Origin of the sequence: Halomonas sp. N3-2A (assembly GCF_002216165.1) — a bacterium.
GTDB lineage: Bacteria > Pseudomonadota > Gammaproteobacteria > Pseudomonadales > Halomonadaceae > Vreelandella.
The window spans coordinates 4,025,297-4,038,430 of the sequence record NZ_CP022286.1 but is presented as its reverse complement, the minus strand read 5'-3'; the positions used below and the strand labels follow the sequence as shown (position 1 = coordinate 4,038,430).

Here is a 13,134-nt window from a genome sequence, read left to right as displayed (position 1 = left end):
CGCAATTATTCGCCTTTCGATGGAAACAATCACATGCTGGAAATTACCAATCTGGTCAAACGTTATGGCCACAACGAGGCGGTGCTGAAGGGACTCGATCTTAAGGTAGAGGACAACAGCGTTGTTTCTATTGTTGGCGCGTCTGGTGCTGGTAAAAGCACCATGCTTCGCTGTATCAATCGCTTAGTAGAACCTACATCGGGCTCTATCAAACTCAACGGCACCGAACTGGTGAATGTGAAAGGCGCTGAGTTACGCCGTGCCCGGCGCAAAATTGGCATGGTCTTCCAGGGATTTAACTTACTTGATCGCCTCACCGTCATGGAGAACGTGCTGGCTGGACGGCTTGGCTACGTTAATCTCTATCAAGCAATCTCACGTCGCTACCCTCAAGCCGATATAGAGCGTGCATTTACCCTTATGGAGCGCGTTGGGATTGCTCATTACGCCAATAAACGTGCCGATGAGCTTTCCGGCGGTGAGCGCCAGCGTGTCGGGGTGGTGCGGGCATTAATGCAAGAACCTGACCTGTTGCTGGCCGACGAACCAACAGCATCGCTCGACCCACGCACGTCCGAGCAAATAATGATCCTGCTGCAGAGCCTTGCCAGTGAGCTTTCGCTACCGGTATTGATTAATATTCATAACGTTGCGCAAGCAAAAACCTACACTGAGCGCATTGTCGGCTTACGCCACGGCAAGATGATTTTTGATGGCGTGCCTGCAGACTTCAACAAAGACGCTCTTGATGCCATTTATGGTGGTATTGAAGCGCCTGACGATGCTATTACCGAGCAGCCCGGTGCCCATGCTGAGGAGCCACGACATGACGCCGTCTGACTCCCCGTCTCCCCCACGTACCTGGAAAAAACCGCCATTCATTGCCAACCCCATCATCCGCTACGGCATTTTTATTGTCGCTGCGATTTATCTGGTGTGGGCTTTCGGTTCTTTGCCGTTTAACTGGGCGCGCATTTCAGAAGGCTTACCGCGGGCAGCGCGCATCTTTAGCGGGGGCTTTCCACCCAGCCTGGAACGTTACGAGTTGCTACTAACAGGCTTTAAAGAGAGCTTCCAAATTGCCATTCTCGCCACACTACTAGGCGTTTTTCTATCGATTCCTTTTGCGGTGATGGCCGCTCGTAACATCGCCCCGATGCCCATTTACGTGATTGGCCGCGCGGTCATTATTATCTCGCGCAGCTTTCACCCCGTTATCGTGGCTATTTTATTCGTGGCGGCCGTTGGGTTTGGGCCGCTGGCAGGTATTTTAACGCTGACTCTCTACTCCATCGGGTTTGTTGGAAAGCTGCTAGCAGAAGAGATCGAAGAGATTGATTGGGGGCAGGTAGAAGCCATGCGCGCGGCAGGAGCAGGCTACATTGCCACGCTTTATTACGCCGTCTTTCCACAAATATTGCCCCGCCAGGTCGGTCTATCGATGTACCAGCTTGATAGCAACCTACGCGCCTCTGCGGTGGTCGGCATCGTCGGTGCAGGCGGTATCGGTGGCACATTAATGAATGCCTTTGGTCGCTATGATTACGACTTCGCCTTTGCGATTCTACTGGTCATTATTGCGGTTATTTTACTGAGTGAAGGCATCAGCGGCTGGGTGAGGAAAAAAATATGGTAGATCACGCTCAGCAACTTGCCGACCGTGTTTGGCATCGCTACGACCGTAAAGAACGCTTAATCCGCTACGCTGTACTGCTAGGCACACTGATGCTGGTGTTCTGGGCGGTTCGCGATATTGATATTTTCTGGCCCTGGGTATGGGACGCGCCCAACCAAATGTCTAATTTGGCTGCGCGCATGTGGCCGCCTAGCCCTGCCGGGTTAAGCAATATTCTGAACGCGCTGCTCGAAACGGTACATATCGCGACGTTGGCCACATTTCTGACTATTTTCCTCGCCTTGCCAGTCGCCTATATCGCCGCCCAGAACACCACCCCCAATCGTGCCTGCCTATGGCTGGGGCGCTTTATTCTGGTCTCCAGCCGCTCGGTTAATACGATTATATGGGCGCTGTTATTCGTGGCTATTTTTGGCCCCGGCGTATTAGCAGGGATCCTGGCGATTGTGTTTCGCTCGATAGGCTTTATTGGCAAATTAATGGGTGAAGCCATTGAAGAAATCGACCGTCGCCCAGTGGAAGCGATGGAAGCCACCGGTGCTTCCAAGGCAAAAGTGGTCGCCTACGCTATTGTGCCCCAGGTGATGCCAGCCTTTTTTGCTATCGTGATTCTGCGCTGGGATATCAACATCCGGGAATCTACCGTGCTGGGACTCGTTGGCGCAGGTGGCATTGGCGTGATTCTGCAAGGCGCTATCGACACCTTTGCTTGGCCGACAGTCGCTACTATTTTGATCGCGATTATCATTTTGGTACTGATTGGCGAAGCCATTACTAGCCTACTGCGCAGCAAAGTGCTTTAACCCCTTTTTACCTTCGCAAGTGTTTGACCAAACGGCAAACGCTTGCCATGGTTAGAGGGTAACTAACGACAAGGAGGACGTACGACGATGACCACCTATATCGTGGTAGCTGACGCCGCCCGCGCGCGTATTTTCACCCGTGATGCGTTGAATCTCACTGAGCATGAGAGCCTTGTACACGCAGCAGGCAGGCTGCACGAAGGTGATTTAATCACCGATCGCCGCGGTGCCGATGTCCATGAATCTACGTCAACCTCATCGCGCTCGTCTGGAGAAGAGGGCGCTGCCTCGCAGCATGAAAATGAGCTGTTTGCCAAAGAAGTCGCCAAACGCTTATATGGTGCACGCGTCGATAACAGCATGGAAAAGCTTATTATGGTCGCGCCGCCAAAGTTTCTTGGGCTACTGCGAGAAAAGCTCGACAACACCACCCACAAACTGGTCATTCACACGCTTTCAAAAGATTTGAGTAAAGCTTCCCTGGCCGATATTCAAAACGCCGTTAGCGACCTACGCTAATGCTCTCTACGTCACCCTCGCTTTCCCACTAAGCACGCTTTTCTGCTAAAGAAGTGGTCGCTTTTGCCGATAGTCGTCTGACCCCTGACGATTTAGAGAGCGACCATGTTTTCGTCCCTGCGAGCCCGCATCTTACTAGCCGCCCTCACGGCCATTATTGTAGCCCTCATCATTAATGGCATAGCCAGCTACACCACCGTCAAGCATCACAACAATCAACAAGTAAGCCGCAATCTCAGTGCCGTCGTTAACGGCAACACCCAGGCAATTAATGAGTGGTTTAACGCTCGCTATACCATGCTGGCCAGCATGGATGATGCTGTTGGCAGCAGTGACCCGCTTGCCGCATTGCGACAGCTGTCTGATTCTGGAAGCTTCATGACGGCCTATATGGCTTATCCCTCTACGTCTGATGCTGTTTTTTCTGATAACTGGCAGCCGCCTAGTGATTATGACCCTCGCCAACGCCCCTGGTATCAAGACGCTGCCAACGCCAAAGACACCATTATCACAACGCCTTATGTCGATGCCCAAACAGGGGGGTTAATCGTTACCTTTGCACGCCCCTTCTACCGTAACGGGCAGCTCGCCGCTGTCATTGGCGCAGATATCACCATTGAAGATGTCATTGATATTGTGGCCAGTATCGCCCCGACACCTTCAAGCTTTGGTTTTTTGACGACGGAAGATGGCACGCTTGTGGCGCATCCTGACGCCGAGTTAACGCTTGAGCCGTCCTCAGTGTTGAGCAGCGATCTAACCAACGACAGCTTGGCCAAGATTATCCAGGCCGAAGAGCCTCAAGCGCTTGAGCTGCAAAACAGTGGCAAGCTGCTGATGGGCAGCACAGTGGGCGGCAGTAGTGGCTGGCAGTTAGTCGTGGCGCTTGATGAGCACGAAGCCACCGCAGGCCTGCGTGCCATTGCGACTACCTCGATTATCACTTTGCTGATTGTCGCGGCCATCACCGCCGTTATATTTGGTGTCCTGCTTTCATTGATGCTTCGTAGACTGCTTGGCGTGCGCAACGCGATGGATAACATTGCCTCGGGAGATGGCGATTTAACCCTGCGTTTGCCAGAAGAAGGCAACGATGAAGTGACCCAAATTGCCAGCGCGTTCAACCGTTTTGTCGGCAAAATGGAAGCCGTGTTGGTTGATGTCCGCACGAGCAGTGAAGCGGTTCATCACGCGGCCAACGAAATTGCCATGGGTGGTCAGGATTTATCACGCCGTACCGATAACGCGGCCGCAAGCCTGCAGCAAACTTCTGCGTCGATCGAGGAAATCACCAGCACCGTTCAACACACTGCCGCATCTGCCCAGCAAGCCAACCAGCTCTCCCATGCCGCATCAAACGTTGCAAAGGAAGGCGGCCAAGTGGTGGCAAATGTCGTCACAACAATGGAAGACATTTCTCAAGCCTCTAATAAAATTGGTGAGATTGTCACGCTGATGAACAGCATTGCCTTCCAAACCAATCTGCTGGCACTCAACGCCTCTGTAGAAGCGGCCCGTGCCGGCGAACATGGCCGCGGCTTTGCCGTAGTGGCCGACGAGGTCCGCAAGCTTGCGGGGCGCAGCAGCGAAGCTGCCAACGATATTCAAAAGCTAATCGAAGACTCACAAAGCAAAGTCAACAATGGCACCTCTCTGGTACAAAATGCGGGTGCGACGATGCAGGATATTGTTGCCCATATCACCCGTGTTACCGATGTGCTGGAGGAGATTAACGCAGCCACCAGCGAGCAGAGCGACGGCATTAATCAAGTCAATATTGCCGTTGCCGAGCTTGATCGCATGACCCAGGAAAACGCTGCCATGGTGGAAGAGTCCACTACTGCTGCTGAGCAACTGAAAGAGCAAGCGGAGCATCTCGCGGGGACTATCAGCAGCTTTAAACTGTCCCACGCTGCCACGCCTGCTTTGCAAGTGCCCTACCAAACACCTGACAACCAACGTCGCCATATCGCCTAGGGATTACACTATGCATTTCCGCTCATTACGCTCTTTTGTCGTGGCACTAGCAGGCCCTTGCCTGTTAGCCATTGTGGCCGCCCTGGTGGTGTATAACTTGATCGCCGCCTCACACACTCAACAAACCGTGGATGACCACACCAGTGAGCTCATGGAAGGCGCGCTGGATGCCCGCTTAAACGCCATTGCCGAAGCAGAAGGTCAGCGCATTCAGCGCGAGCTGGACAAAGCGATGACGCTGGCCAGCCAACTCGCCATGACCAATGCGTTAATGGGCATGGAAGATGCAGAGGGCCAACGCGCGCTCTACTTAAGCCGCCGACAGCTATCAAACCTTGTACGCCAAACCGTCGCCGACAACCCTGACCTAGTGGATGCCTATATCGGCTGGGAGCCCAACGCTTTTGGAGATGACGCGCGCTACGCGGGTGACGAGCGCTACGGCCATGACGCCAGCGGCCGCTTTATGCCTTGGTGGTACCGCACTGATGATGGCGAGCTGGCGATACTGCCGCTAGGTGAGGACATAGAGAGCGAAACGCCCCTAGCAAGCGGCGTGCGCGAAGGCGAGTACTACCTGTGTCCACGGGAAACCTTAGCTCCCTGTATTATCGACCCCGCGGCTTACGACTTCGGCGGCGAAACCCAGCTAGTCACCTCGTTCAACGCGCCGATCTTGGTAGATGGCGAATTTCGCGGTGTGGCGGGGATTGATTTGGCGCTTAACTTTATCCAAACCCTGTTAAACGATGCCAACCAGGCGCTTTACAACGGCGCAGGCCGAATGACACTGGTGGCGGGACGTGGCGGTTTGGTAGCGGATACCGCTGGCAAAGAAGCCTTGGGCTTGCCCGCTAGCGATTCGCTAAGTGACACGCTATTGGCAGGCATTGAGCAGGCAACAACGCAGGGCAGCCTACACAGCAGCATGGCCGATGGTATGTTCCAGCGTTATCAGCCTATCACCCTTGGCAATACGGATCAGCCCTGGGTGCTGGTACTGCAGCTTCCCGAGTCAGTGGTACTGGCCGAACTGAACGCCTTGCAAGACGTGCTCAGCGAGCAGCGTCAGCAAAACACGCTGGGCATGACGCTGGTGGGCTTATTGCTGGCCGCGATTGGTGTCGGCGCACTGTGGTGGATTGGTGGACGAATCGCACGCCCTCTTAAACGCCTAGCCAACCGGATGGAAGAGATCGCAACCGGACATGGCGACCTTACCCAACGCTTGCCAGTTCATGGCCGCGACGAGAGCGCAGCGGTAGCAGAACAGTTCAATGCCTTCGCGGAGAAAATCCAAACCATCTTGCTGGATGTACGGCGCAGCAGCGAAGCGGTTAACCATGCGGCCAATGAGATTACCCAAGGAGGGCACGATCTTTCTCGGCGCACCGAACAGGCCGCCGCCAGCCTGCAACAGACCTCTTCAGCCATGGAAGAGATCAGCAGTACCGTTGGCCACACCACCCACGCCTCACAGGAAGCCAGCGGGCTTTCCCAAACCGCCTCGGAGCTAGCGTCCCGTACTGACAGTGCGTTTGAGCAGGTGGTCGCCACGATGACGGATATTCGCACCAACTCTGATGAAATTCAGAGCATTGTCAGCGTCATTGATGGTATCGCTTTCCAGACTAACCTACTGGCGCTAAACGCATCTGTAGAGGCTGCCCGTGCAGGGGAGCATGGTCGTGGTTTTGCCGTCGTGGCTGATGAAGTGCGCAAACTCGCCTCGCGCAGCAGCGACGCCGCCAAAGATATTCGCCAACGCATCGATGCCTCGGCAGGTAAGGTAGAAAGCGGTACCCAAATGGTGCGTGATGCCGAAGCAGCTATGCATGAACTGGCTCAAAGCGTGACGCGCGTTACTCAAATGCTCGGCGATATCAGCACGGCCGCGCGCGAGCAAAACGATGGTATTAGTCAGGTAAGCATTGCCGTCACCGATCTAGACCAGATGACTCAGCAAAACGCAGCCCTAGTGGAGGAGTCCACCACCGCCGCCGAACAGCTAAAAGATCAGGCGGATCGGCTCGATGCACTGGTGGGTGGCTTCACCCTTGAAGCACATGACAGCCGCCATACACAGAGCCAGCACACACTGCCTGCGCCAATGCTGGCACAGTACTAAACGGCGATTCAACCAGACCGCCAGGAGATCGGCAGTAGCGCAGGTTTATCGCTCTGCTGAACTTCGGCGGTCATTATCCTGCCCGGTCTCATTGCGGGGCTCACCTCGTTATCCATCCTGCCTTAGCTCAGCTTACTCCAAAGCATGTCTTCCCCGTTGCGGGCCTATAACAACACAATCTTAAGAATACGCCTAAAGTCGTAGGCATTGGTGCCGATAGTAGGGCTGCAGATAGTACGTAACAGATAGTACCTAAAAAGTGGCCTGTTTTAGGCCTTAGCTTTCCTAACTAGCGAGACTATATTCATGCTGTCGTCCCTACGCTTGCGTATTCTTATCATCACGTTAATGGTAATTACGCTAGCACTGACTATTAATGCCTCAGTCAGCTACCTAACCCTGCAAACACATAATGACCAGCAGGTAACTCAGCAGCTGGCCTCTATTGCACAGGGTAACGCCCTGGCCATTGAGGAGTGGGTTGATGCCCGAGTCGCCATACTAGAAGCAGCTCGCACACCCGTGATCGATAATGATCCGCTTGCGCCACTTGTCCAGTTAGCAGAGTCAGGCGGTTTCCTAACGGCATTTTTCGGCCAATCCGATGGACGCCACCTTTCGTCCGATGGCTGGGTACCAGGCAGTGATTTTGATCCACGCCAGCGCGAATGGTACCAAGCCGCAACAAAGCAGGATCGTACGATCGTCTCGCTGCCTTACGTGGACGCTAATAGCAATCAGCTTGTGGTTAGCTTTGCTACGCCAGTCAAGCGTAATGGCCGTTTGTATGGGGTAATCGGCGGCGATGTCGTCATCGACAACCTAGTCAGTCAGGTCAACGCTATTCGGCCAACGCCCTCGAGTTTTGCCTTTCTAAGTAGCGGCGGCGAAACAGTCATTGCTCACCCCGACGCAGCGCTGACGCTCAAACCGCTGAGTCGAATTAGCGATACCCTATCCCCTGCGTCCATCGAACAACTAAGTGCTGCGCCAGACACGTGGGAGCCTATCAACGTCGATGGCCTGGATAAGCGACTCTCGGTGACTCCCATCGCAGGAACCGACTGGGAACTCGGCGTGGCACTCGACGAGCATGAAGCCACTGCCGGGTTACGTGCCATTCTCAAGTCTTCATTGTTGACGCTAATCGCCATCATTGCTGTCACGGCTCTGCTGTTGAGCTTGTGGCTCAAGCGTGCTTTCGCTGGCCTAGAACGGGCGCGTGATGCTCTGGATGACATTGCCAGCGGCGAAGGCGATCTAACCCGACGACTTCCCGAACAGGGCAGTGATGAAGTGGCTCAGATCTGCGGTGCTTTCAACCGCTTTGTGGGCAAAATGGAAGCGGTATTGGTCGATGTACGCACCAGCAGTGACTCGGTGCACCATGCAGCGAATGAAATTGCCTTGGGCGGCCAGGATCTATCCCGCCGTACCGATAATGCGGCTTCTAGCCTGCAGCAGACCTCGGCTTCAATAGAACAGATCACCAGCACCGTGGAGCACACCGCCGCATCGGCCCAAGAAGCCAATAAGCTATCTCAAACGGCCACGAACGTAGCTAAGGAAGGCGGGCAAGTGGTCGCCAATGTGGTTACCACGATGGAAGATATTTCCCAGGCCTCCCATAAAATTGGCGAAATCGTCACGCTAATGAACAGTATTGCCTTCCAAACCAACTTACTGGCCCTTAACGCCTCCGTAGAAGCCGCCCGGGCAGGGGAGCATGGCCGTGGTTTTGCGGTCGTTGCTGATGAAGTACGCAAATTAGCAGGACGCAGTAGTGAAGCCGCCAACGATATTCAAAAGCTCATTGAAGACTCACAAAGCAGAGTGAATAACGGTACTGTATTAGTGCAAAACGCGGGCGCAACCATGCAGGACATTGTCGCTCATATCACTCGCGTCACCGATGTGTTAGAGGAAATCAACTCCGCCACGAGTGAGCAGAGCGATGGTATTAAACAGATCAATATCGCCGTGTCTGAACTTGACCGTATGACCCAGGAGAATGCTGCCATGGTGGAAGAGTCCACCACTGCCGCTGAACAGCTGAAAGAACAAGCTGATCATCTTAAGGGCACCATCAGCAGCTTTAAGCTGTCTCAACACCCTTCGGCTCCTCTAACCGTCAACGCAACCAACGCTTTGCCATCGTATTGAGTGACTATCGTATTAAGTGACTAAGGAATCGGCGGCAGTGGAATATCATCACTGCGCTTGGCACCCGCGGTCATCTCGCGGCAAAGTCGCAAGAACTCTCGTACCCCCGTGGTAAGGTACTTGTGGCGGTGCCAGATGAAAGTGAACTGACGTTTTAAGTCTAATTCCGGTGTTGGCAGAGGCACTAAGCTGCCGCGCCGGAAAGCATCACGCAGTGCTAGCCTGGAAACGCAGCCAATCCCCAGCCCCGACTCTACTGCCCGCTTAATACCCTCGGTATGTTCAAGCTCCAACAGGGTATTAAACCGACTACGCCGATGCCGCGCGGCGTGCTCAAGAGTCATGCGGGTGCCAGAACCCTCCTCGCGCATAATCCAGTCTTCACGCAACAGTTGTTCCAGCTCAAGATGCTCGCGACCCGCCAACGGGTGGCGCGGTGAGCAGAAGACGCACAGCTCATCCTCTACCCATGGCTGGCTAATAATCATATCGTCGTCGCACTGCCCTTCAATCAGCCCTAAATCAAGCGAGTGCTGGCGTACACTCTCAATAATGTGCCGCGTGTTACGCACCGCTAGCCGCACCCGACTGCCTGGGTAGCGCTGCATAAAATCGCTGATCAACAGAGTGGCTAGATAATTGCCAATGGTTAGCGTTGCGCCCACGTCCAATGCGCCTACGCCCTGCTGGCCGCGCAACAGTTCCTCTACCTCTTCGGCCCTGTCCAGCAGAGCCACCGCTTTTGGCAGCAGTTGAAAGCCCAACGCATTAAGCTTCAACCGTTTGCCCATGCGGTCGAGAAGCTGGCAGTCAAATTGACGCTCAAGCTCCGCTAGCGACGTACTGGTAGCAGATTGGGACATAGCGAGGGCACGCGCCGCCTGAGAAACACTTTCGTGCTGGGCGACGGCCACAAAGACTTCCAACTGGCGCAGGGTGTAATGCATAGAGACAACCTATCTTGTTTCGGCGACATATCTATTCTTTAGATAAGTGTTATCAGTATAATTCGCTTAACAGATATATCTCTCTTTATTTAGAATTAGTAGCAACATATTTAGCCATTTTTTATGCTTTTTTAGAATATGGCAGACGAGGCTTAGGCCACTCTGCCCATTGGAGGAGTTAGCATGAGCAAGTTTGCCCTGGAAGAAGTCCTCAGCGTTCACCACTGGAACGACACCCTGTTCAGCTTCCGCACCACTCGCGAGCGTAGCCTGCGCTTCAAAAATGGTCAGTTTGTGATGATTGGCCTGGAAGTGAACGGCAAACCGCTGATGCGTGCTTACTCCATCGCCAGCCCCAACTACGAAGACCATCTGGAATTTTTCAGCATCAAAGTACCCGATGGCCCGCTCACCTCGCGCTTGCAGCACCTTCAAGTTGGCGACCAAATTATGGTCAGCCGCAAGCCTACGGGCACGCTGGTATGCGATGACCTGCTTCCCGGCCGCAACCTTTACATGCTTTCCACCGGAACAGGCCTTGCACCGTTTATGAGCCTGATCCAAGACCCAGAAGTGTACGAGCGCTTTGAAAAAGTAGTGCTGGTGCATGGCGTACGCGAAGTATCTGAACTTGCCTATGCCGACTTTATTACCAAAGAGCTGCCTGCTCACGAATATTTAGGCGAAGAGATTGCCGAAAAGCTGGTGTACTACCCCACGGTCACCCGTGAAGAATTCCACACCATGGGACGCCTGACCGATCACATTCGCAGCGGCAAGCTGTTTGAAGACACCGGTCTTCCGCCGATTGATCCGCGCCAAGACCGCGCGATGATTTGCGGCAGCCCCGCCATGCTCGACGACACTAGCGCGCTGCTAGACGAATTGGGCCTGAATATTTCTCCGCGGATGGGCGAGCCGGGCGATTACGTAATTGAGCGTGCCTTTGTTGAGAAGTGAGTAGTGAGTAGTGAGTAGTGAGTAGTGAGTAGTGAGTAGTGAGTAGTGAGTAGTGAGTAGGAAAATTCTAGTCGCTTTAATGACTACATCACTAATACAAAGCCCCTGCTGGAGATGATCCACAGGGGCTTTGTGCTGCTTACTACCTACAGTTCAGCAACTTACTGCTTTTTACTTACCATTCACCACTCACAGTTAACAAACCTAAACCGCGTCTTTACCGGTTTCACCGGTACGAATACGGATCACCTGCTCCAGCGGCATGACAAAGATTTTGCCGTCGCCGATTTTGCCTGTGTTGGCAACCTGCGTAATGGCATCAATAACCTGTTCCGCCATATCGTCATCTACCGCAACTTCTAGCTTTACTTTGGGCAGAAAATCCACCACGTACTCTGCACCACGATATAGCTCTGTGTGACCTTTCTGACGGCCAAAGCCCTTCACTTCCGTTACCGTAATGCCCTGCACGCCGATATCAGAGAGCGATTCGCGTACGTCATCAAGCTTAAACGGCTTGATAATGGCTGAGATCAATTTCATTGCGACATCCTCTAGCTTGGTGGCCTTTTATTAAAGGTTGGCGGGACACTGCTGTTAGCCAAGCCCGTTAGCGTTAAGCATACACCGCTACAGGCAGAGAATAAAAAATCAGCGCCTATGGATTGTAACAATGCACTAAGGCAAAAAGGCCTCCCGCTAGGGGAGGCCAAAAGAGCACGCCAGCTCATTTCATTAGCGTAAGCTTATTTCTTAACGCTAAATTCGGGATAGGCTTCAAGACCGCACTCAGCAATATCGACACCTTCATACTCTTCTTCTTCGCTAACGCGGATACCCATGATGGCTTTCAGCACCAGCCATACCACCAGGCTGGCAACGAATACCCAGCCAAAGATACCAACGATACCGATCAGCTGTGCGCCGAAAGAAGCGTCGCCATTGGTCAACGGTACCGCCAGCACGCCCCAGATACCCACCACACCGTGTACCGAGATCGCACCGACCGGATCATCAAGCTTCAGTTTGTCCAGCGTGACGATCGCAGCGACAACGATCAAGCCACCCACCGCCCCAATCACCGCAGCACCTAGCGCAGAGGGCGACAGAGGATCCGCAGTAATCGCGACAAGACCAGCCAGAGCACCGTTAAGCGCCATGGTAAGGTCCGCTTTACGGAACCACAGCTTGGCAAGAATCAGTGCGGCAAGCACGCCACCGGCAGCGGCCGCATTGGTGTTAACAAACACCTGAGCAACGTTGTTGGCAGAGCTGATGTCGGACATTTTCAGTTCAGAGCCGCCGTTGAAACCGAACCAACCCATCCAAAGGATAAAAGTACCCAGTGTGGCCAGCGGCATGTTGGCGCCGGGAATCGCGTGGATAGACCCATCTTTACCGTACTTACCTTTACGTGGGCCAAGCACCAATACACCCGCTAAGGCAGCCGCGGCACCTGCTAAGTGAACAATGCCGGAACCCGCGTAATCGGAATAGCCGACTTCAGACAACCAGCCGCCGCCCCACGTCCAGTAGCCAGACACCGGATAAATAAAGGCTGTCATCACCACTGCGAAGGCCAGGAATGCCCACAGCTTCATGCGCTCAGCAACCGCACCAGACACAATCGACATGGCTGTGGCCACAAACACTACCTGGAAGAAAAAGTCAGAGCGCATTGAGTAGTAAGGCGCATCATCACCGCCTGCGGTCACTGCATCCACGCTGTTTTCAGCGCCAATCAAGAAACCAAGGTTGGGTAGGAAGCCACCCGCGCTGCTGGAATACATAATGTAGTAACCCACCAGCAAGTACATGGTGCAGGCAATCGCAAACAGCGCGATATTTTTGGTCAGAATCTCGGCGGTGTTTTTCGAACGTACCAAGCCAGCCTCAAGCATTGAGAAGCCAGCGGCCATCCACATGACGAGCACGCCGCAAATTAGGAAGTAAAACGTGTCGAGCGCGTAGCTCAGATCAGTCAACTCATTCATTTTAAGT

At 53.8% G+C, this 13,134-nt stretch carries 11 protein-coding genes; 8 read left to right on the top strand and 3 right to left on the bottom strand.

From position 1 onward, the window contains the following. The first annotated feature begins 33 nt into the window (after positions 1-33). The 7 genes from phnC to CEK60_RS18825 all read left to right on the top strand — a co-directional run bounded on the left by phnC (position 34) and on the right by CEK60_RS18825 (position 9,226). A complete protein-coding gene (phnC, locus tag CEK60_RS18855) occupies positions 34-840 on the top strand; it encodes a phosphonate ABC transporter ATP-binding protein (RefSeq protein WP_089040298.1) in 807 nt (268 codons plus the stop codon). Beyond that, entirely contained in the window at positions 827-1,636 is an 810-nt protein-coding gene (gene phnE / locus CEK60_RS18850; protein ID WP_089040297.1) for a phosphonate ABC transporter, permease protein PhnE, read from the top strand. The genes phnC and phnE (CEK60_RS18850) overlap by 14 nt, the downstream gene beginning before the upstream one ends. Then, positions 1,630-2,439 carry a phosphonate ABC transporter, permease protein PhnE gene (gene phnE, locus CEK60_RS18845; RefSeq protein ID WP_089040296.1) on the top strand — a complete coding sequence of 270 codons (810 nt, stop codon included), beginning with the start codon at positions 1,630-1,632 and terminating at the stop codon, positions 2,437-2,439. Before phnE (CEK60_RS18850) ends, phnE (CEK60_RS18845) begins: the two co-directional genes overlap by 7 nt. Positions 2,440-2,526: 87 nt before the next feature. Continuing rightward, positions 2,527-2,958: a host attachment protein gene (locus CEK60_RS18840; protein WP_089040295.1), complete on the top strand. Its 432-nt coding sequence runs from the start codon at positions 2,527-2,529 to the stop codon at positions 2,956-2,958. A gap of 105 nt (positions 2,959-3,063) precedes the next feature. Then, positions 3,064-4,935, top strand: a complete 1,872-nt coding sequence (locus tag CEK60_RS18835; RefSeq protein ID WP_089040294.1) for a methyl-accepting chemotaxis protein — start codon at positions 3,064-3,066, stop codon at positions 4,933-4,935. A 10-nt stretch (positions 4,936-4,945) separates the two neighbouring features. Then, complete coding sequence (locus CEK60_RS18830; RefSeq protein WP_089040293.1) at positions 4,946-7,063, top strand: methyl-accepting chemotaxis protein; 2,118 nt, start codon at positions 4,946-4,948, stop codon at positions 7,061-7,063. A gap of 306 nt (positions 7,064-7,369) precedes the next feature. Further along, positions 7,370-9,226, top strand: a complete 1,857-nt coding sequence (locus tag CEK60_RS18825) for a methyl-accepting chemotaxis protein (RefSeq protein ID WP_089040292.1) — start codon at positions 7,370-7,372, stop codon at positions 9,224-9,226. 20 nt (positions 9,227-9,246) lie between these two features. Here CEK60_RS18825 and CEK60_RS18820 read toward each other — a convergent pair whose 3' ends face one another. Next, positions 9,247-10,173 carry a LysR family transcriptional regulator gene (locus CEK60_RS18820; RefSeq protein ID WP_009723195.1) on the bottom strand — a complete coding sequence of 309 codons (927 nt, stop codon included), beginning with the start codon at positions 10,171-10,173 and terminating at the stop codon, positions 9,247-9,249. A gap of 183 nt (positions 10,174-10,356) precedes the next feature. Here CEK60_RS18820 and CEK60_RS18815 point away from each other — a divergent pair, with 183 nt between their 5' ends. Further along, positions 10,357-11,133 (top strand): ferredoxin--NADP reductase, encoded by a 777-nt coding sequence (locus CEK60_RS18815; protein ID WP_038479478.1) that lies wholly within the window; start codon positions 10,357-10,359, stop codon positions 11,131-11,133. Between the two features lie 204 nt (positions 11,134-11,337). Here the strand turns inward: CEK60_RS18815 and glnK are convergent, their stop codons facing one another. Both glnK and CEK60_RS18805 read right to left on the bottom strand, forming a co-directional pair. Then, positions 11,338-11,676, bottom strand: coding sequence for a P-II family nitrogen regulator (gene glnK / locus CEK60_RS18810; protein WP_009098335.1), 339 nt, complete (start codon positions 11,674-11,676; stop codon positions 11,338-11,340). 203 nt (positions 11,677-11,879) lie between these two features. Next, a complete protein-coding gene (locus CEK60_RS18805; RefSeq protein WP_038479484.1) occupies positions 11,880-13,127 on the bottom strand; it encodes an ammonium transporter in 1,248 nt (415 codons plus the stop codon). Between the last annotated feature and the right edge of the window lie 7 nt (positions 13,128-13,134).